This is a genomic window from Pontibacillus sp. HMF3514 (assembly GCF_009858175.1).
In the GTDB taxonomy this organism is placed as follows: domain Bacteria; phylum Bacillota; class Bacilli; order Bacillales; family BH030062; genus Pontibacillus.
Genome location: NZ_CP047393.1, coordinates 2210211 through 2229314 on the forward strand (window position 1 = coordinate 2210211; position 19104 = coordinate 2229314).

20 protein-coding genes are annotated in these 19104 nt (G+C 36.7%); 8 read left to right on the forward strand and 12 right to left on the reverse strand.

All coding sequences use genetic code 11. The features are described 5' to 3' along the window. Positions 1 to 126: 126 nt before the first annotated feature. Positions 127 to 1563, forward strand: a complete 1437-nt coding sequence (locus GS400_RS11455; RefSeq protein ID WP_160104602.1) for an NADP-dependent glyceraldehyde-3-phosphate dehydrogenase — start codon at positions 127 to 129, stop codon at positions 1561 to 1563. Between the two features lie 195 nt (positions 1564 to 1758). Here GS400_RS11455 and GS400_RS11460 read toward each other — a convergent pair whose 3' ends face one another. The 3 genes from GS400_RS11460 to GS400_RS20205 all read right to left on the reverse strand — a co-directional run bounded on the left by GS400_RS11460 (position 1759) and on the right by GS400_RS20205 (position 4253). Then, entirely contained in the window at positions 1759 to 2178 is a 420-nt protein-coding gene (locus tag GS400_RS11460; RefSeq protein ID WP_160101907.1) for a hypothetical protein, read from the reverse strand. Positions 2179 to 2313: 135 nt separating this feature from the next. Continuing rightward, entirely contained in the window at positions 2314 to 3831 is a 1518-nt protein-coding gene (locus tag GS400_RS11465) for a M14 family zinc carboxypeptidase (protein ID WP_160101910.1), read from the reverse strand. A 230-nt stretch (positions 3832 to 4061) separates the two neighbouring features. Beyond that, complete coding sequence (locus GS400_RS20205; RefSeq protein WP_236560891.1) at positions 4062 to 4253, reverse strand: hypothetical protein; 192 nt, start codon at positions 4251 to 4253, stop codon at positions 4062 to 4064. Positions 4254 to 4429: 176 nt separating this feature from the next. Here GS400_RS20205 and GS400_RS11470 point away from each other — a divergent pair, with 176 nt between their 5' ends. Next, entirely contained in the window at positions 4430 to 4714 is a 285-nt protein-coding gene (locus GS400_RS11470; RefSeq protein ID WP_370519682.1) for a hypothetical protein, read from the forward strand. 44 nt (positions 4715 to 4758) lie between these two features. Here the strand turns inward: GS400_RS11470 and GS400_RS11475 are convergent, their stop codons facing one another. The 3 genes from GS400_RS11475 to GS400_RS11485 are packed head-to-tail and all read right to left on the reverse strand — an operon-like array spanning position 4759 to position 7604. Beyond that, a complete protein-coding gene (locus GS400_RS11475; protein WP_160101912.1) occupies positions 4759 to 5244 on the reverse strand; it encodes a DUF456 domain-containing protein in 486 nt (161 codons plus the stop codon). A gap of 15 nt (positions 5245 to 5259) precedes the next feature. Continuing rightward, positions 5260 to 7005: an aminodeoxychorismate synthase component I gene (pabB, locus tag GS400_RS11480; protein WP_160101914.1), complete on the reverse strand. Its 1746-nt coding sequence runs from the start codon at positions 7003 to 7005 to the stop codon at positions 5260 to 5262. Further along, the gene (locus GS400_RS11485) at positions 7002 to 7604 is read right to left on the reverse strand and encodes an anthranilate synthase component II (RefSeq protein ID WP_160101916.1); all 603 of its coding nucleotides are present in this window, start codon (positions 7602 to 7604) and stop codon (positions 7002 to 7004) included. The genes pabB and GS400_RS11485 overlap by 4 nt, the downstream gene beginning before the upstream one ends. An 89-nt stretch (positions 7605 to 7693) precedes the next feature. Between GS400_RS11485 and GS400_RS11490 the strand changes: the two genes are divergently transcribed. The 3 genes from GS400_RS11490 (at position 7694) to GS400_RS11500 (ending at position 10334) form a co-directional block, all read left to right on the forward strand. After that, entirely contained in the window at positions 7694 to 8836 is a 1143-nt protein-coding gene (locus tag GS400_RS11490) for a glycosyltransferase family 2 protein (RefSeq protein WP_160101918.1), read from the forward strand. An 81-nt stretch (positions 8837 to 8917) separates the two neighbouring features. After that, complete coding sequence (gene namA, locus GS400_RS11495) at positions 8918 to 9937, forward strand: NADPH dehydrogenase NamA (protein ID WP_160101920.1); 1020 nt, start codon at positions 8918 to 8920, stop codon at positions 9935 to 9937. Between the two features lie 106 nt (positions 9938 to 10043). Continuing rightward, positions 10044 to 10334 (forward strand): hypothetical protein, encoded by a 291-nt coding sequence (locus tag GS400_RS11500; RefSeq protein WP_160101922.1) that lies wholly within the window; start codon positions 10044 to 10046, stop codon positions 10332 to 10334. A gap of 43 nt (positions 10335 to 10377) precedes the next feature. On the opposite strand, the gene GS400_RS11505 is transcribed toward GS400_RS11500, so the two are convergent. The 5 genes from GS400_RS11505 to GS400_RS11525 all read right to left on the reverse strand — a co-directional run bounded on the left by GS400_RS11505 (position 10378) and on the right by GS400_RS11525 (position 16115). Next, complete coding sequence (locus GS400_RS11505; RefSeq protein WP_160101924.1) at positions 10378 to 10890, reverse strand: hypothetical protein; 513 nt, start codon at positions 10888 to 10890, stop codon at positions 10378 to 10380. Positions 10891 to 11046: 156 nt separating this feature from the next. Then, positions 11047 to 11796 (reverse strand): CsxC family protein, encoded by a 750-nt coding sequence (locus tag GS400_RS11510; RefSeq protein WP_160101926.1) that lies wholly within the window; start codon positions 11794 to 11796, stop codon positions 11047 to 11049. A gap of 296 nt (positions 11797 to 12092) precedes the next feature. Further along, entirely contained in the window at positions 12093 to 14273 is a 2181-nt protein-coding gene (locus GS400_RS11515; protein ID WP_160101928.1) for a hypothetical protein, read from the reverse strand. A 75-nt stretch (positions 14274 to 14348) separates the two neighbouring features. Further along, positions 14349 to 15116, reverse strand: a complete 768-nt coding sequence (locus GS400_RS11520) for a CsxC family protein (RefSeq protein WP_160101930.1) — start codon at positions 15114 to 15116, stop codon at positions 14349 to 14351. A 216-nt stretch (positions 15117 to 15332) separates the two neighbouring features. Continuing rightward, positions 15333 to 16115 carry a CsxC family protein gene (locus tag GS400_RS11525; protein WP_160101932.1) on the reverse strand — a complete coding sequence of 261 codons (783 nt, stop codon included), beginning with the start codon at positions 16113 to 16115 and terminating at the stop codon, positions 15333 to 15335. A gap of 212 nt (positions 16116 to 16327) precedes the next feature. Here GS400_RS11525 and GS400_RS11530 point away from each other — a divergent pair, with 212 nt between their 5' ends. Next, on the forward strand, positions 16328 to 17518 hold the full coding sequence (locus GS400_RS11530; RefSeq protein ID WP_160101934.1) for a ParM/StbA family protein: 1191 nt from the start codon (positions 16328 to 16330) through the stop codon (positions 17516 to 17518). 12 nt (positions 17519 to 17530) lie between these two features. Next, on the forward strand, positions 17531 to 17908 hold the full coding sequence (locus tag GS400_RS11535; protein WP_160101936.1) for a hypothetical protein: 378 nt from the start codon (positions 17531 to 17533) through the stop codon (positions 17906 to 17908). A 57-nt stretch (positions 17909 to 17965) separates the two neighbouring features. Here the strand turns inward: GS400_RS11535 and GS400_RS11540 are convergent, their stop codons facing one another. Beyond that, positions 17966 to 18547: a CotY/CotZ family spore coat protein gene (locus GS400_RS11540; protein WP_160101937.1), complete on the reverse strand. Its 582-nt coding sequence runs from the start codon at positions 18545 to 18547 to the stop codon at positions 17966 to 17968. A 251-nt stretch (positions 18548 to 18798) separates the two neighbouring features. On the opposite strand from GS400_RS11540, the gene GS400_RS11545 reads away from it, so the two are divergent. Continuing rightward, positions 18799 to 19101 carry an ArsR/SmtB family transcription factor gene (locus GS400_RS11545; protein ID WP_160101939.1) on the forward strand — a complete coding sequence of 101 codons (303 nt, stop codon included), beginning with the start codon at positions 18799 to 18801 and terminating at the stop codon, positions 19099 to 19101. Positions 19102 to 19104: the final 3 nt, after the last annotated feature.

Genomic DNA, 19104 nt, shown 5'->3' on the forward strand with positions numbered 1-19104 from the left:
TATTTATCTTTTGCAAATTTGAACAATCAGTCATAAAATATGATCTGTGATACAAGCTAAATAAGAAAAACACGGATCACGTACTCAAAACCTCACAGATTTTGCAAAAGGAGTATTACCATGACAATTACAACGCATCAAGCTTTCAAAACACTAATTCATGGAGAATGGAATGAGAGTCAATCTAAGGCTAAGATTGAAATACATTCTCCTCATAAAAATGAACTAATCGGAAGTGTTCCTTCTTTATCTCAAGAAGAACTTAACGATTCCATAGAAAAAACAGTAGCAGCTCAGGATCAATGGGCTCAAACATCTCTTCAAGAGCGTGCGGACATCTTAAATAAGTGGGCAGACATTCTAGAAGAACGCCAGGAAGATATCGGCGAAACAATCATGCAGGAAGTTGCTAAAAAGAAGAGCTCAGCAGTATCAGAAGTTAGTCGAACTGCAGATTACATTCGCCACACAGTTGAAGATGCTTTACGTATTCACGGAGAAGTTATGCGCGGAGATTCATTCAAAGGAGGATCCCCTAACAAAATAGGAATGGTGGAAAAAGAGCCGCTTGGAACCATTTTAGCAATTGGACCATTCAACTACCCTGTAAACCTTTCTGCTTCAAAAGTAGCACCAGCTCTAATGATGGGGAACTCAGTCATCTTCAAACCAGCAACTCAAGGCGCAATCAGTGGCATTAAAATGATTGAAGCTCTTATTGATGCAGGATTACCTAAAAGCTTAGTTACACTAGCAACAGGCCGTGGTTCAGTAATTGGCGATTATTTAGTCCAACATCCTAATGTAGATATGATTACGTTCACAGGTGGAACTGGCACAGGTCGTCACATCGCACAATTATCAACAATGGTTCCTCTTGTATTAGAACTAGGTGGAAAAGACCCAGCAATCGTCTTAAACGATGCTGATCTTGATAAAGCAGCTGAGGAAATTGTAGCAGGTGCCTACAGCTACAGCGGGCAGCGCTGTACAGCAATCAAGCGTGTACTAGTCCAAGATGAAGTAGCAGACCTACTTGTTGAACGGATCACGAACAAAGTCAAAAGCTTAAAAGTTGGAATGCCAGAAGATAACGCTGTAATCACACCACTTATCAATACAAAATCGGCTGATTTCGTACAAAGTCTAATTGATGACGCGAAGAATCAAGGCGCTTCCGTACTTGTTGGAGATAAGCGTGAAGACAACTTAATTTATCCGACATTGCTAGACCACGTAACAAGCGATATGAAAGTTGCATGGGAAGAGCCATTCGGTCCAGTTCTTCCAATCATTCGTATTTCAAATGAAAACGAAGCAATTGAACTTTCCAACCAATCTGATTACGGATTACAAGCTAGCATCTTCACAAAAGACACAGAAAATGCAATGAAGATTGCAGACAAACTAAAAGTCGGCTCTGTTCAAATTAACGCAAAAACCGAACGCGGCCCAGACCATTTTCCATTCTTAGGAGTCAAAGGATCAGGCCTTGGCGTTCAAGGTATCCGCAACAGCTTGCTTTCTGTTGTTCGTGATAAAGTTAAGATTTTGAATATGTAATATAACAAAAGAGCATGTAACCTCTCGGAAGAGGTTACATGCTTTTTATGTACGAATTAATAATGAGTTGGTCAAAAAAGTGACGCTGAAAAGGTTAATTCCTAAATAAATGATTTACATATGTTATGTTACAAACCCACGAACTGTTACTAACGCTACATCCTTCACTCGACCACCTCCTTGAATTATTCAACATCACGTTCTGTTAGGAAGCTTCATTCGAAGCAGTTCATCAATCAACCAAAAAAGAAAAAATATACCCATTTCCAGAAAAACAAGGGTGAACCCAACATCCCACATACCATGCCTATTTAAAAAGATACCTGGATAACTGAGTATTCCATAAACAAGAACGAATAAGCCACCAGCAAAAACATGTACAAAACCAGAAAGCAAATAGCGTAATTTTCCAGTTATAGTATATTTTTTAGAAACCCACTCAGAAAGAACAGAGACAGGTAACCCATAAAATAATATTGCGGGAATTGTATATAGACTAAAAGTAAATAAAACAGCATAATAACCCATTCCTCCACGTGGTGTGAAGAAGAAGAACAAAGCTATTGATAAAAATAAAAATAAGATAGCAGTAGAACAAAATTTACGTATAATCATTAAACCACCTCAAGTTTCATCATAAACAAGAACTCTAATACTGACCCTACTTTTTTCTTGATCATTACAAAAAATTCCTTCATAAATCAAAAAAAGCCACAGTTTAAACCGAAACTGTGACTTTTTAAAGAATACTTATTGAGTTGTAAACTGCATTTGTACTGGTTTTTTCATTACCTTTCCATCAAGAGCTTGAACCCCTTTTACATAGATAGTATAAGACTTACCAGATTCATAGTTTCCTTCTGGAGGCTTAATCTCCACACGATTTCCGTTAATCACAAGATCCTGTGATGCAACTTTTTGGTTTTGGTCATTTAAAATGTAAATATTATCTTGATTAATAGAATTCTTATGGACATCCGTTGCAAATGTTACTGTCCAAGCGTGATCAGTCTTTATACCTTGCTTAGATTTTATGCTCGTAAAGTACTGTAGATCATGAAAGATGTCTTTTAAACTAGTGTCTTTAACAGAACAAGAATTGCCGCACTTCTGATACCAACTATATAATTTTACTGTTTGTTCTATCGATAACCCTAGCTTTTCTTGTGCATTTTGCGCTTGTTTGTATAGGGTTTCAGTTGAATTTGGCAGCAGCGCACCTTTCACAGAACCATCTACAAATAACGACTCTTCGCGATCCTTCGTTTTTGTATTGCTACTACTAACATTGCTCGCCTCTGAAGCCATGGCTAACCCAGCATGCTTGTTACGTCTCCAAATCTCTGAGAACTGGTCTGGCTTCACTTCGGTTTCACCGACGTAATAGCCTAGCTCAGGGGTGATACCAGGCTTGTCAAAAACACCATTGATCCAATCGGTATAACCCGCTCCTGAGTTTGTGTGAACCATTTGATACCCTGCCAAGGTTTCATACTTTTTAGCAATAGCACGGTCACGCTCAAGGTCAGCAGGATCTACACCAAAGTTCCAGTAAAGAACTCTGCCAGCTGTATGATAAGCAAGTGATAAATCAGGGTTAATAATATGTGTTATGTCTCGCATCACCTTAGCCTCTTCTGCTTGAAATGGCTTTGTTCCTTTATAATTTCTCCAATTTGGATCAGGATGAGCATTTCGAACGTTCTCCCACCCCACAGGATACTGGCGATTTAAGTCAATTCCTTGAGCATTCGCCTTCCATCGCTTAAAGTTTGTACTTCCTTCATTCATTTGAATCAAATTATCGTGCACACTACTTGGAAAAGCATCCAAACCAACCTGCTGAAGTGTAACACCATCTGGATTCACCATTGGTACGAACCAGATCGTTGTTTTATGTAATAAGTCTTTTACATTATAGCCCCCAAGACTACTGTCCGTATTATAAGCACTTGCGTATGTATCAATCATTTTCAAATTGAGGGTTGTGGTAATCCATTCACGAGCATGATGAGAGCCATTATAAAAAGCATTGGCTTTACCAAATCCTAACTTCACTAAATATAACTCCCTATTATAAGGTGTCTTACCTATGGAGTACACTTCTACAAGATCCCCATAATGATCATCCAATTCCACCAAATCTTCTTTCATTTTGGCATATGTATAAGTTTGATAGGGTTGGATATTTTGCTTTGCCAGTATTTCCTGTACTGGCGTAAGAAACATGAGTGTAAAAACGGTGATAATTATCGATATTTTTTTCATATAGACCTCCAAGCTCTTCTCTTATATCCGTTTCAAAAAAAGCTTAATCCAAATGTGAAACGAATGGTTGTTTTAAATCTATCAAAGGTCCTAGTTTTAAAACAGAATCGAAAGTACTTACTTCTTTCAAAGATTTATAGATTTTAAAATCCATGCTCAAGATAGACGACCTATAATTTTTGTGATATTAGGGAAATTTTAGTGATATAACCATTGTTCAAAATTAACCCTCAATAAATATCCCTATCCTTTTGACGTTCTTTTTCGATTAATTTTTTCACATTTTCTTTCGGTGTCCAACAATTAAACTTCCATGTGGGATCTGTCTCATATCCTAATCTGGAACAAAACCGTTTCACCCCTTCTTCAGTGCGTTCTACTTTAAAATGGATACACGTTGCACAGCAGTGATAATCCTTCAATTTCAACCCTCACTTTCAAACTTCTCCTCCTCTAATCTCTTCCAATGGTAACCTTTTCCTGAAATATTGTCAGTACATTTTGCAAAGGCACAAGCCTATTTTTCTGTGATAAATACTCATTAATGGGCTAACGTGCATAGAATAAACTGTAATGAATGGAATTAGGAGGAGATTAAATGCATTATTTTAATCAAACGTCTTATGAACCAGTAAGAACGGAATTAGATGAACATATTGAGCACAATGAGGAGGATAGTCGTATCTTTTACGGAGGATTTGGTCGACGTCCATTTTATGGAGGTTTTGGCGGGCCATTTTTTGGTGGTGTTTTAGGTGGTCTTTTAGGAAGCGCATTATACGCACCATTCTATCGACCTTATTACCCGTATTATTATCCGTATTATTATCCGTATTACAGACCTTATTACGGCCCTTATTATCCATATAGTTACTGGTATTAATAAGAGTGTAGCGTCCTTTTAGGACGCTACACTCTTCTCGTTTCTTACCACACAAAAGAACTAAGCAAAAACCAGATGATTATAAAGGTTTGAATGAACAACTTAGCAACTGTTCCACCAAGAAAACCGATCAATGCCCCAAGAGAGGACTTAAAAGCTTCTTCCATCTCACGCTTTTGGACAAGCTCTGTAATAAGGACAAGTATAAAAGGGACAACAATGACACCAAAAGGCGGAAACACAAAGGAGCCTGCAATAACACCTACACCAGCCATTCGCTCTCCCCATTTTGAACCACCATAGTGTTTTACTGCCTTACTGTTAATAATAATATCTGAAATAATCAATATAAACGTGAGTACAGCCATAGTTAACCAAAACCAAAGCGATAATTCATCTGAATTAATTCCAAACTGATATGTCAGCAACCCTATCCATAAAAATAACGGACTTGGTAATACTGGGTATATAAGACCTATGTAACTAACAATAAAACTTGCTATTACAATTATCCATAATACAATATCCATACCTTATTTCTCCTTTTACTTTAAAGTAACTTCCACCCAACCTCTTACAGCATTTATCATCCATGCTTTATTACAGATTTTAATATCATTCTTGTATAGGACTCGTTCTTCAATTACACCTCTATCAAGTAAATTGCCTCGATACGTGCCAGCTAATAAACCTGAATTTACAGGTGGAGTTAAAAGCTTGCCGTTAATTTCTAAGACCACATTTCCAATGATAAATTCAGTAATCTCTTCTCGTTCGTTCCATAACAAAACAGAGGTTGGATCAGATAATTCCAAGGTTTTATGATTGTTATATACGGCTCGATGAGTGGTTTTATGATAAAGAAAAGGATCAGAAGAATCCACTGATTGTTTAGCTAATACCGCTTCCATATACTCATGTTTATTTTGAATTTCACTTATTTGAGTTTCAAAAGTGCCATCATCGGACACTAATAAACGGACCTTGTACTCCCCATTTGGATAGTCTTTAGCTATATGATTCAGCTCTTGTTCAATGGAGCATTTATCAAGCTCATAACCGAAATAAATAGCGCTTTGACTTAATCTATTCAAATGACGACTCCCTAATGGATAGGTTTGATTCTCTAATTTCATTGTCTCTAAAAGTTGAAAAGAAGGACGATCTTCCGTTAATAATTTAGACTTTGTTTGGAGTTCCTCATATTCTCCTTTACTTGTTGAATCCCAAGTCACCCCGCCTCCAGTACCGTATTCAGCCTGATGGCTGCTATTATCAACCCAAACAGTACGAATAGGAACATTAAAAACCGCATCCTTCTCGGGAGTTATATAACCGATCGCCCCACAATACACTTCTCTCGGAGAGGTCTCAAGTTCTGCTATGTATTCCATCGTTCTGATTTTAGGAGCACCTGTTATGGAACCACAAGGAAATAACGCATGAAACCAATCAAAAATAGTTTTATCTTCGTCAATTTCCCCTTGAATTGTGGAAGTCATCTGATGAACAGTTGGATAGGTTTCTATTTCAAAAAGACGAGGCACCTTAACCGAACCTGATTTCGCCATTCTTCCAAGATCATTTCGTAAAAGATCCACAATCATTAGATTTTCTGCTCGGTTTTTCTCGGACTGGTAAAGGTCTTCTGCTAATGTTTGATCTTCTTCAAACCATCGCCCTCTCTTTGATGTCCCTTTCATAGGCTTTGTTGTAATGACGTTCCCCTTCTTCCGGAAAAAGAGTTCTGGAGAAGCTGAAAGAATAGAGTAATCACCAATATCTAAAAACGCACAATAAGAAGAATTCTGATTACGGGATAAATGCTGATAAAAAGCATAAGGTTCCCCTTCCAATTGAGCCCTCATTCTTGTAGTGTAATTAATCTGATAGGTATCTCCTTTTTCAATACCCTTACGAATACGTTGCATATCGCTTTGGTAGGATTCGTAATCAGTTTCTATTCTCCACTCAGAAGCATTAAAGGTATCCTCTATTTTTCCTGGCTCACGATTAGTAGGCTCTTCGAACACTCCAAACCATGCCAGAGGCATCTCATTTCCTTGTTCACTCACCCGATAAGCAGCATCAAACGCAGGCGCAGCTTCATAAGCTATATATCCAGCAACATAGTAGCCCTGCTGTGTCGCTTTTTCTAATTCTGCAAAAACATCCTCTAGTTCATCTAAATGAAAAGTTTGAATGACTTTCAAAGGTTCCTTAAAAAGCAAAGGATTTTTATTCCCCTGCTCATCAGCATATTCAAAATAAAGATTAGGAGACGAACTCATCTCTCCACCTCCTTTAGTATGAAGTCTAAATCTTCTCCCTTCATAAAAGAAAAGAAATTCTTAAGCATTCGATAGCCATGTTCAGTAAGAATCGATTCTGGATGGAATTGAATACCTTCTATCGGATATAGGTTATGTCGTACAGCCATCACAGCTCCATCCTCAGATCTAGCCGTAACCTTCAAGCTTGAGGGTAACGTTGTGGCAACAAGGGAATGGTAACGAGTAACTGTTGTCGGGTTTGGTATATCACGAAAGATCGTTTGACCATCATGGGTAACATTGGCAGTCTTACCGTGTACCGGCTGTTTCCCTTTTTGAACTTTTCCACCAAACCACTCTACTATCACCTGATGCCCTAAACAGATCCCTAGTATCGGAATCTTTTGATAAAATTGTTCCAGTAAACCTTTACTTATCCCTGATTCGTTAGGGTTACCAGGGCCTGGTGAAAGAACGATAGCTGATGGGGATAACTTTTCTATTTCCTTCACTGTCACTTGGTCATGACGAAACACAAGCACTTCCCCTGCAATTTCTGTTATATATTGATATAAATTATAAGTAAATGAATCATAATGATCGATGATGACAATCATGTGTAGCACCACTTCTCTATCTAGAATCCGCTTTTCATTATAGCAAGAAATTCGTTATACGGCACAACTTTGATAGGAGTTTAACTTGTATGTTGTATTTATTTATTCTTATAACAATATTTTGGCTTATCGCTTTTATAGATGGATGGCGAGGTATGGGGTCCATACAACCATTACCTATACATTCTACATCAAAAAGAAGGTCACTTTTATCTGTTATCATTGCAGCTAAAGATGAAGAACAGTCTATTGAAAAGACGATTCGTTCTATCAGTTCTCAAAAAGGGCTAGACTTTGAGGTCATTGCAGTTAATGATCGCTCAAATGACAGAACTGGTGAAATTTTAGATAACTTACAAGGAGAAATTAGATCATTAAAAGTAATTCACATAGAAGATCTACCTTCAGGATGGCTCGGAAAGAACCATGCGTTACAAAAAGGATATGAAGCATCGTCTGGTGAGTATTTACTTTTCACAGATGGAGATGTGGAGTTTAATCAGCATGCATTATTAAACTCTATGGCTTTTTTACAAGAACAACAAGCTGATCATCTAACAGTAGCTCCAGATCTCAAAGCCAATTCATTCTGGTTAAAAGCGTTTATTGCCTACTTCTTATTTGGTTTTGGATTCTTTAAACGGCCTTGGACAGCTAATAACGATGGGTCTATTAAAGGTGGAATGGGGATTGGTGCCTTTCAGCTTCTTTCTCGACACGTCTATGAAGTCATTGGTACACACGCTGCCTTTCCACTGAGGCCAGATGATGATTTACACTTGGGACAAACAATTAAATCATACGGATATAAACAACGACTTGCCACTGGATTTCAACATATTTCAGTAGAATGGTATCCATCATTAAAAGATGCCATAAAAGGATTAGAAAAAAACACATTTGCAGGACTTTATTATTCCTATCTCATGTCTTTGTTTGCCATTATAGGCACCTTCATATCACAAGTTTTACCTTTTTTGATACTCATAACAAGCGATGGCTTATTACAAGCTGTGGCAGCCTTAAATATATTATTAATGGTTAGCTTATTTGTAGTTACGACAAGAAAAATGTCCACCTACTCTCCTTTACTCAGCTTAATTTTGCCATTTTCTGCTTCTATGTTTATTTACGCCACGGTCAAAGCTGTTTGGCTAACCTACAAAAGAGGCGGCATTATGTGGAGGGGGACCTTTTACTCAATAAAGGAGTTAAAGAAAAAACCGAAATAAGCACCAAAGCTGAAGATCAAAGGGCAATATGAGAAAATAGAAAAAGCTTGAAGAGAGAAAGAACGAGGAGGAAGAAACCATATGAGTTCTGGATTATTTTCACCGATTACGTTCGGAAAAGTCACATTAAAAAATCGCATTGTCATGTCTCCAATGTGTATGTATTCTTGTGAACAAAAAGATGGCAAAGTGGTTCCTTTTCATTTAGCCCACTATGAAAGTCGTGCTGCTGGCCAAGCTGGATTAGTCTTTACAGAAGCAACAGCTGTATTGCCTGAAGGGCGCATTTCAGAAGAGGATCTTGGTATTTGGAATGATGAACATATCGAAGGACTACAACAAATAAATGAAGGTATCCATCGACATGGTGCACGTAGTGGAATTCAATTGGCTCATGCTGGTCGTAAGGCTGTGATCAACGGAGATATTTTCGCACCAAGTTCAGTTCCTTACAAAGATGATTGGAAAGTACCTCGAGAAATGTCTAAAGAAGATATTAAACGAACAATAGACGCTTTTGCTGAAGGTGCAAGAAGAGCTAAAGAAGCACATTTTGATATTATTGAACTTCATGGTGCACACGGTTACTTAATTAACCAATTCCTCTCCCCTTTAACGAATAAGCGTGAAGATGAATATGGTGGAGACCGGGAAAGCCGTTTTCGTTTCTTAGATGAAATCATTGAAGCTGTAAAAACAACATGGGATGGTCCGATTTTCGTTCGTATCTCAGCAAATGAATATCACCCAGGTGGCAATACGATGGATGACTTTCTATACTTCGCTAGAGAAATGAAAAATCATGGCGTGAACCTCATTGACTGCAGCTCTGGAGGAGTTGTATCAGCCCGACCAAATGTCTTCCCTGGATATCAGCTATCCTATGCTGATCAAATTCGGAATGAGGCAAACATTGCTACAGGAGCTGTTGGTATGATCACTTCTGGAATTCAGGCTGAAGAAGTCATTCAAAATAATCGTGGCGACCTTATATTTGTAGCACGTGCGATGTTACGAAATCCTTATTGGGCTAAAGCTGCAGCGGATGAGCTTGGTGTGGAACTGAGTGGACCGAAACAGTATGAACGAGGTTGGTTATAAATATAGAAGAGGAGCTCACACTTTTGTGAGCTCCTCTTTTAGTTGGATACAATGGCTCTTTTTGTACAAAATAACAACGAACTTCTCATTTTTGGAGGGAACTTACATGACATTACAAAACGAACATGAAATACGTGAAATCCTCGAAGCCTTTGAAAAGGTACAGAATACTGTTCAAGAAGCACAAAATAGCACGGATCCCCAACAAGTGCAACAAGCACAACAACAACTAAACAAATTACAGCAACAAGTCCAGGAAGCTCAAGGTAAAGCAACTAAAGGAAACGATCAATCTAATGAAGCTTTATTCAATGCCCAGCAAAAAATTGAGCAATTCCAACAGCATATGGATCGTACGGAAAGAAACCTTTCTGCTCAAAACGATCAAGTACAATAAAATAAGAGCCCTCTCCATATATTCAGGAAAGGGCTCTTAATAATTACATCGAAGCATTTATGTCATTGTACATAGAATTTGCTACTTTTAATAGATCTTGTTTTGTATAAGGTAATTCTATTTCAGGAGTGTAACTCATTAATTTAATGGTATAATACCCATTATGTTCTTTATCTGGCCACTCCAGTACTTTTCCAAACTTATTCGTGTTGTATCGTGCTAATCGTTCACCATATATTTGAGTATTCGCGGGAATGTTACTACCTGAAAACTCTCCATTCATAACATGTAGATTTAAAGATCCATTAGAAAAAATAAGTTCAACTTCTTTCTTCCCGGGATATACAATTGCCTCCACAACTTGAACATCAAAAGGGATATACTTTGGAACAATGATTCGTTCTAAATCCTCTTCTGGTATGTCTTTCAGGGCTTGCTTAACCTGAGGATAATCACGCATTAGTGTATGTATATCAGTTGAACTCACTTCTTTTTGTGGACCACAAGCAGTTACAACCATAACCATGAATATGGCTAACAACATTAGATTCTTCATTGTTTCCCAACTTTCTTAAAGACTTCTAAATATTAGACGACATATAGAGATAAAATGTTACACATCAGTAAATTTAATTGTTAATTTCTTCAAATAAAAAATATTACCTACACAAAAAAGGTGCCTCAAGGAATTGAGGCACCCTTATAGAGAAGATTATTCTTCAAAGAATGTTTCTGGTAAAGTACCTCCAGCTTCAGCACGTCGCTGTACTTGCGTTAAACGTAAAACAAAATCAATTGCCATTTTCTCAGTAATTTTGTTGAATTGTCCCCAAGTATTAAAGTTCTTTGTGAAATCTCTTTGACTAACACGTGCTCTTAGTAATTTACATTCTACAGGCTCATTAAGGTTCTCAAACGTGATAGAACCAAATTCGCAACGATCTGCCCCCATACCTGCATCATCTATCACTCTAATTTCTTGAATTTGGTTACTCTTTTGGCTATTTGCAATCAGAACGGTATTAAGTGTAGGCAATGTTATTCTTTCATAACATTTAAAAGGAACATTTACGCTATAGTCTTTAACATAACCTTCAGGGCCTTCTGAATACTGAATATTTTTGTGTACAAACCCTTCAACATAAACATCTAAAATGTTTGTTTGATTCGCTACGCTTAGAGATGGGTTCTCAATAGGGATTACCTGGCATTGAGTCAGATGCACATTTTTTCTAATGTGTTTAATATCATTTGCAAAAGTCGGGAGTTTAATGTCCGCTTCAACTCTTGCTGAAATATTAGCATCTGTTAAGGCTACAGTACGCTCAAAAGATCGGGGATCTGTATATTGGAGTTCATCAACGCTGCAAAAAGTATCATGTGTTTTGGCTTTATCTACCCCCATCATTGGAGGACAATGTCCATTTTTGTCTCTGTCACATCTTCCAGTGTTTTTCTTCATCCAATTCACTCCTATTCATTTTATTGTCGAAATACATAAAACCTCTAAATACGTTTAAAGGTGATCGTAAAAAAGGCTTTATTATTTCTGACTTACTATTTGTATATGCGTGATGTTCACTAGAGGAGTGGACAATTGTAGGAAGGCATATCCATCATTTTTTGTATTCTTTTATCAGTAAACTTCTAGCGAGGTTATATATTCTAACTGGACAACAGGATTTCATAATGTGTACAAGTTTTAACATATGTAAATAAGGGTGTCTTAAGTCCAGACACCCCTTACAACTATATAATTTATAACGAAATATACTGATCTTGACTTAACTCTATCAAAAGTGTTGCCATCCCATTTAGTTGTAATTGATTAGCTTGATTAGAGTTATAATGCCATATACAATGAACATCCTTTAAATCATGATCAATCTCATGAGCCAACTTTTGATAAGATTCTAGGTGTATGCTACTATCCTTTCCATTAAAGACATATTCTTTCTCATACGATTCTGCTAGTTCTGGAGAGGTCATCCATGTTACATCTACAACTTTCTCCCACTTAATCGGAATTTGGGTAGTCTGAATTGAACTCTTAGAATCTTGACCTTCATACTCCAGTTCAACATCCACTATTCCTTTAAAAAAGATTGTTGATGATGGTAAAAGTACTGAACTCTTTAAAGAAGAAATAGACCACTTGATGTTATTGAGATTCGTAATTTGTGTCGGTATATTAATGGTATCAAGAATATCAATTTCTAATTTTATGCTTGCAAGTGTTACTGGAAGTTTGACTATAGTAGATGCTTCTTCCTTACAGAAATTCTCTGGTGAATCCTTTACCTTATCTTCTCTTGTTTTATCCTGCTCTTCCGCATCTTTATAGTCTGGGGGATCATATTCAACCTCTGAACAGTACACTTTCATAAGAAATTTTAAAAATCGCTCTAATGGAAACTCTCTGTTGTCTTCAACCTCATCAAAGTATTCAATAACATCTTCCATAAATTGTAATGAAGAATCAGGATCATTATCTGTTTCTTCAAGCATTGAAAGCATTTCATCTTGAAGAGATTCTGCATAATCACCCTTTTCATATTCATCTAAACCGGTAACTTCATCGTTGATGTCTTCTTCAAATTCCTCCTGAAACCTACCTTCGAAGCAATCATCCGATTCCACTTCAACATCGCTTTGATAAAAAGCCTCAGACCATTCTTCTGATCCACTCTCATCTAAATTTGAGGAATTATGTGGAATAGGATCTTTAACTTCATCCGTTTCCCCTGAGTACTCTACATAAGAATTTTCGCTCTCAAAACTCTCATTCTCCATTTGTTCTGGACTTTTCAACATAGAGGTGAACTCTTCTTTAAATGGATTATCTTCATGAATTTCATCATTATATACACTATTTTCAAGGGTTATTTTGTCTTCACTTTGATCCGTATAAAGACCTTCTTCCATACTTTCCATATTACAATCATGCTCATTTTCAGCCTCATCTAGCTGTGTTGTTTCATGATCTTCTGCAAATTCTTCTTCTAACAAAGAGGTGAATTTCTGTTTTGAAAGGTTATCTTCTTCAAATTCGTCATCCTGATTCTTTTCATTTATGGCGAATTTGTTCGGTTCATCATGATGACTCTCTCTTTGTGTATCCTTCCCATGTTCAGTGGTATCATCTTCTAACATAGAAGTGAATTCTTGTGTAAATGTTTTTTCTTCTTTGACTTCTTCATTTGTGTTGTTAGATCGTTCATCTTCACCTGTTTTTTCAGAAAAACGAAAATCTCCTATTGACCCCTCATTCCATTCACCATCTTCATGCTGAGGCGATTTGTCATCCTCCAACATTCTTGTGAATTCTTCCTCATATAAATCATCTTTTTCTAGTACCAAATTTTCGTTTAAAATACTAGAATTGTAATCATCCTGATGATTTGAGTCGAAGTCCGTACTTTCATCCATGCTCTCTAAGCTGCTATAATTATCTTTCTCTTCTAACTCCTTTGATGAATCTACCTCTAACATTGAAGTAAATTCATTTATAAAGGGATTCATCTTTCTTCGCCAACTATCATGACCTGGTTTACCGGTAGTAGTCTCCTTTTCATCAGGTTCCGGTAACTGTTCTTCTATTCCTTGTTGATCCTGTTCCTGCCATGATGATCTTCTTTTATCTTTTGATTCCGGATAGGATTGAGAGGGGTCATTAAGCATACTTGAAAATTCATCTATAAATGGTGTGACTCTGTCTTCCTTATCCAAACTTGACTCATCTTCATTTATTTCTTGTTCATGTTGAACATCTTTAAGCTCTTTATCAACAACCTCAGGCGGTGAAAAAAGTTTAGGCCTAGCTTCAGCATCAAACTTTTCAGAAAAATTTCTTCTGTTTGAATGGGAAGCTCCATTCTCAATCTGACTACTTCTACGGAAAGGGTTGATTCTTTTAAAACTTGAATGATTATATGTCATGTCTTTTGGGAAGGTCCTGCTTAAGAAGCTCCCTCTCCCATCCCTCCTTATTCATTAATATTTGAAGGATACCGATCAATCACAATCATCATGACAATCATGATGGGATGATATACGAACGTTTTGTTTTTGTAGTACCTTAATACAAATGTCAACAACCATTTTTTCTTCTATTGTTTTAAAGTACCCTTCCCCTAGTGGTGAGTCTCCTGGTAATGAAACACGGTCAACCGCCTCATCCCATTCGATAATCTTACTAGAGATGAGCTCACAAAACGGTAGTTCATTATAAAACTGACTACTCTCTTGATGGAATTGCGAAAGATCATTAGTTAGTAGTTTATCTTTTTCTGGGAAGCCAGTACCTAATGGTTTAGAAACCATGAAATCAAATTCTTGTCTGTTATTTACTTCAGGCATAACGGGCATAGACAGATATTTCTTCACTTCAGTTACACAATCAAATGGAATATCTACCGTATAAGAATGAAGATCCGATGCTACTGATTTGGTTGTATTGTTTTCTATATCCGTACATGGACTTGCATATTGGATGTTCTTCCTTACAAACCCTTTTACAAATAATTTATTAGAAGGAAGTAGTAAACGGCATTGTGTTAATTTAACTTGCTTCTTAATATCTTTAATTTCTAATACAGGTTCTGGAAATTCAATTTTTGCATCTAGTTTCATTTGTAAGTTTAACTGTGCTAAAACGACTGGAATTTTGGAAAGTACTTTCCCTCTAGAAACATGTGGATCATGGTGGTGAGAGTCACATTCATTTAATTGGGATGTGACCTCGCATTTGTTGAGACTTTTATTGTTTGTGTTTTCGGACATTTTTGGGTTCCTCCCTAAACAAGATAGTGTATCCTATGCAGGATATCTGTCTATGTTCTGGGCGAAAGGCTTAGAAGCGAATGGAAATCTTGGATGATTACCTAGTTTTGAATATTTTTATACCATCTATGAATTAATCCAGATCGTTCGTACTTATGTAAAGAATAAAAAAAGCATTAGCGCCCCCAATAACAGAGAGCACTAATGCTTCTTTTATTAACCTAGAGAGTCTACACGAACTTGTTGCTTTTGTAATACTTTAATTCTGAATCTTAGCATCATTTTTTCTACAACATTGTGGAAGTAGCCTTCTTTGACTGGGCTGTCTCCAGTAGTAACACGGTCAGTTGCTTCATCCCATGCAATAACATTACTTGAAACAAGTTCACAGAAAGGAAATTCATTGTAGTACTGTGACTCCATGAAGTGGAATTGAGAAAGGTCAGAAGAAAGAAATTTATCCTTTTCAGGGAATCCCTTGCCTAAATCTTGTGCTCTGAAGAAGCCAAATTCTTCATTGCTATTCGTTAATGGTCTTAATACGTTTGTAACATCTACCATTGTTGTACAAGTAAATGGAACCCTTACCGTCTTAGATTTTACGTCTGAGTTTACACAGTCTCTATCTGTTCCAGGTACAGGTGTTTCATATTGAATATTTTTACGAACAAATCCTTTTAAAAATAAAGGGAATTCTCCACTTACATAAGGACTAGCATCATCCCCTCCCATTACAGTATTTGTCATAAGGCTACATTGAACAATTTCTACAGTGTGCTTTACTTTTTTGATTTCTTGAACAGGATCATCGAAATGAATTTTTGCACTTAAGTTCGTTGTAACATCAAACTCTCCCAATTCAACTGGAACTTTTATGACAGGGTTTGGATTATCTGGATACACAATTTGATTCTCTACAGAGGTATTTTCACACTCTCCAAGTGAAGCTGTTTCACTTACTTTTATACAATCGTCTCTTTCATGGCGATTATCGCTCACTATAAATTCCTCCTTAGTGTTGTAGTACACTTTTATACTATGCAAATATGCCCTTTGAGCATGGACGAAAACATCAAGATAAATGCGGAAATTTACTAGTGTCATAAGGCTTTTAGATATAGTCAAGCCTGATTAAGATAAAAAAAGTTAACTAGGTACTAGCACAGATTGACCCACTGGGCACATAGTATTTAACGTGAGGAGGAGAGTTTATGGAAAATAAAAATTTACTTGCTGCTGATATCGGAAACAGCTGGTATAAAGTGCTTGCGTCAGATCAAGGTGAACTATCGGAATACAAAATGCCGAATGCAATTGCCTTATACGACGAAGAGTTTCATGAAAAACCTTACGATGAGGAAGAAATGGAACTTGAGGAAAACTTAATCGTTGAGATTAAAAGCCACGCGATAGCCGATAAAAGAGAGATCTTTTATATAGGTAAATCGGCAACAAGGCAAAAGAATGTCAGTCTAACATCTTTTAATAATCAGAAAGTCGATGAAATTCGCACCTACATTTTACTATTTGGTATCTCGGCCTATCATGCTATCCTATCTAATCAGGATGAAACTGAGTTAGACTACCAGATTGATCAACTAGCTGTATCGCTACCTACAACCCAGTACAAGGAGAAAAAAGAGTCCATTAAGGAGCGTTTAACAGGAACTCATAAAGTGATCTTCCATAAAGTTCCAGGAGTTGATGAACCGAAAGAAGTAGCTGTAAACCTTCATATTAATGATGTAATTGTTGGTGCTGAGGGGGCTTGTGCTTATTTAGGCATGACGCGCAACCTGGATAGTCTAGAAATCAAAGATAACGATCTTTTCAGAGACTCCCAGAAAGGTATTATTATCGGAGATTTAGGTGGAGACTCTGTTGACTTCGTTGGAATCAAAAACAATAAACCTGTAGCTTCTGTTGAGGGAGAACCATTCGGAATCAATCAATTTTTAGATAATATCATTCAAAAAGTAAGCAAAAATGAGTTATATAAATTCGATTCACGCTCAGAACTAGAAGAAAAACTTGCTGCTGGTCAATCCGAATGGTATGTAGAACCTTTTGCAGGTGTAAAGAAAGATATTAGTAAATACATTGTTCCTCAACTAAAATTAATGGCTATTAAATACCTTGAGTTATTTGATCGCGTGAGAAGCAGTTCGAGTGAAATAAAAGGAGCAGTACGTTACATTGCGGTTGGTGGAGCTGCGAGTCTAGCTAAGAGACAAATACAAGAAGCTGCTGTTAAATGGGCTGAAAGAGGACGCCCGATTGAACTATATTTCCCAGAAGATATGGAAACACTCAATGTACGTGGCTTATTAGTTCTAGCTAAGATGAATCAACTCAAGCTAGAAAAGCAGACCAAATCCGAATACGTGCTCACTAATAGTTAGTGGGGGCTGAATATGGCTAAAAATTATATTGATTATACGAATAAAACCGTCTTATCGATTCCTGATCACTTTATAAATGTGAAGACAGGAGAAACGCAGCAGGTTTCCAAACAAGTTGAAAACCAAATTCGATATCATACAAATAATAATACACTTAGTCATTTAATCTTTACTGCATTAAATCAATATGTACAACATAACCAATTCCCTACCTCAAACCATAGCCAAGGATCTAATGATATCCTAAATGAATTGCTAGAAATTAAGAAATTGCTGCGTCAGGGGAATTTTAATTCCAATTCAAATCAAAATAATACTACCCACCATATTAATAATGAAGATTTTGCTCTAAAAGAATTAGAGGATGTGCTGGAGGCTTTCAGCGGATAGTCTATGTAGATAAGGTGAACGTAACCACGTTCACCTTTTCCTATGAAAAGGAAACCATTAACAATCTAACCTTACTGCTGGTAAGCAACTGATAGCACAGAAACATGATAAATCAACAGTAATACAGATTCCTGTACCAATTAGATCATCTACACGTTTATGATCGATTTGATCACAAGGTGAACAAAGGCGTTTTTCTTTAGACGCATTTTTTTGTTCATCCTTAAATGTTAATAGCTCAAGGACAGCACATTTTTTATCAAGCTCCTTAACCTTGAAAACAAATGTCTCTACACACTTTAATTTACTATGCTTCGAATGACAACGATATTTTGTTACGCCACTACCTTTAAAAGGTTTGCAATCACAGTAAAGAATGAATGGGATTGTGTCTTTTTTAGATTTTTTCTCCTCATGTAAAAGGTCATTGATTGAATGCTGACAGGAAGTTTTGCAACAATCATCTTTTTTCACTTTTTTCTGTGCTTCTAAAATCCCTTCTAACACATCTTCTACACAATTCTCATAATGTTTACCATATGGTGGCTTATAGTAATCCTTGTCACCTTTTTTATCATCGTCTCTTTCATAATAATCATAATCGTGATCCATATAGCCTTTACGCTTACTACACCCCATCTTTTTCACTCCTTTTATATTTACTAAAATATCTTACGTAACATACACATCGTTTGTTTAACGACTTCGCCCAAAAATAAATGTAAAAGCAAAAAAAGGCTAACGAATCTTATGATTATCTTCGAATTTTTGTACCCTTTCTAATGCACCTTTCAACGTTCTGAACCATCGTTTATTCTTGCAATTTTCCTACATAAAGCTTATAATTCGTTTAAAAATTTAAACCAATAAACAAGGGAAGGACAAACCAAATGTCTGATCAATTTGAAGAATTACTTCGGTTAAACACCGCAACCTTCCATGCCCTTGGCGATACATCTCGACAAGATATCATATTATTACTTGAAACGCATAAACAATTAAATGTGACTGAGATTGCTGAACATTCCCCTCTTTCACGTCCTGCCGTTTCCCATCACTTAAAAATTCTACGCGATGCCGGGATCGTCTCTATAATTAAGGAAGGAACCAAGAGATACTATTATTTATCAATAGATTCTAATATCGATTTATTGAAAAAGCTGATTAATGAAATTGAGGCATGTTTGAAATAGGAG

Excerpts from the sequence above, each read along its gene's own strand:
- GS400_RS11540 (WP_160101937.1), bottom strand. The coding sequence starts at position 18,547 with ATGGGGTGTAGTAAGCGTAAAGGCTATATGGATCACGATTATGATTAT.
- GS400_RS11485 (WP_160101916.1), bottom strand. The coding sequence starts at position 7,604 with ATGATTGTCATCATCGATCATTATGATTCATTTACTTATAATTTATAT.
- GS400_RS11500 (WP_160101922.1), top strand. The coding sequence starts at position 10,044 with ATGACATTACAAAACGAACATGAAATACGTGAAATCCTCGAAGCCTTT.
- GS400_RS11520 (WP_160101930.1), bottom strand. The coding sequence starts at position 15,116 with ATGTCCGAAAACACAAACAATAAAAGTCTCAACAAATGCGAGGTCACA.
- GS400_RS11515 (WP_160101928.1), bottom strand. The coding sequence starts at position 14,273 with ATGACATATAATCATTCAAGTTTTAAAAGAATCAACCCTTTCCGTAGA.
- GS400_RS11545 (WP_160101939.1), top strand. The coding sequence starts at position 18,799 with ATGTCTGATCAATTTGAAGAATTACTTCGGTTAAACACCGCAACCTTC.
- GS400_RS11465 (WP_160101910.1), bottom strand. The coding sequence starts at position 3,831 with ATGAAAAAAATATCGATAATTATCACCGTTTTTACACTCATGTTTCTT.
- GS400_RS11470 (WP_370519682.1), top strand. The coding sequence starts at position 4,430 with ATGCATTATTTTAATCAAACGTCTTATGAACCAGTAAGAACGGAATTA.
- GS400_RS11475 (WP_160101912.1), bottom strand. The coding sequence starts at position 5,244 with ATGGATATTGTATTATGGATAATTGTAATAGCAAGTTTTATTGTTAGT.
- pabB (WP_160101914.1), bottom strand. The coding sequence starts at position 7,005 with ATGAGTTCGTCTCCTAATCTTTATTTTGAATATGCTGATGAGCAGGGG.
- GS400_RS11460 (WP_160101907.1), bottom strand. The coding sequence starts at position 2,178 with ATGATTATACGTAAATTTTGTTCTACTGCTATCTTATTTTTATTTTTA.
- GS400_RS11505 (WP_160101924.1), bottom strand. The coding sequence starts at position 10,890 with ATGAAGAATCTAATGTTGTTAGCCATATTCATGGTTATGGTTGTAACT.
- GS400_RS11510 (WP_160101926.1), bottom strand. The coding sequence starts at position 11,796 with ATGAAGAAAAACACTGGAAGATGTGACAGAGACAAAAATGGACATTGT.
- GS400_RS11535 (WP_160101936.1), top strand. The coding sequence starts at position 17,531 with ATGGCTAAAAATTATATTGATTATACGAATAAAACCGTCTTATCGATT.
- namA (WP_160101920.1), top strand. The coding sequence starts at position 8,918 with ATGAGTTCTGGATTATTTTCACCGATTACGTTCGGAAAAGTCACATTA.
- GS400_RS11490 (WP_160101918.1), top strand. The coding sequence starts at position 7,694 with ATGTTGTATTTATTTATTCTTATAACAATATTTTGGCTTATCGCTTTT.
- GS400_RS11530 (WP_160101934.1), top strand. The coding sequence starts at position 16,328 with ATGGAAAATAAAAATTTACTTGCTGCTGATATCGGAAACAGCTGGTAT.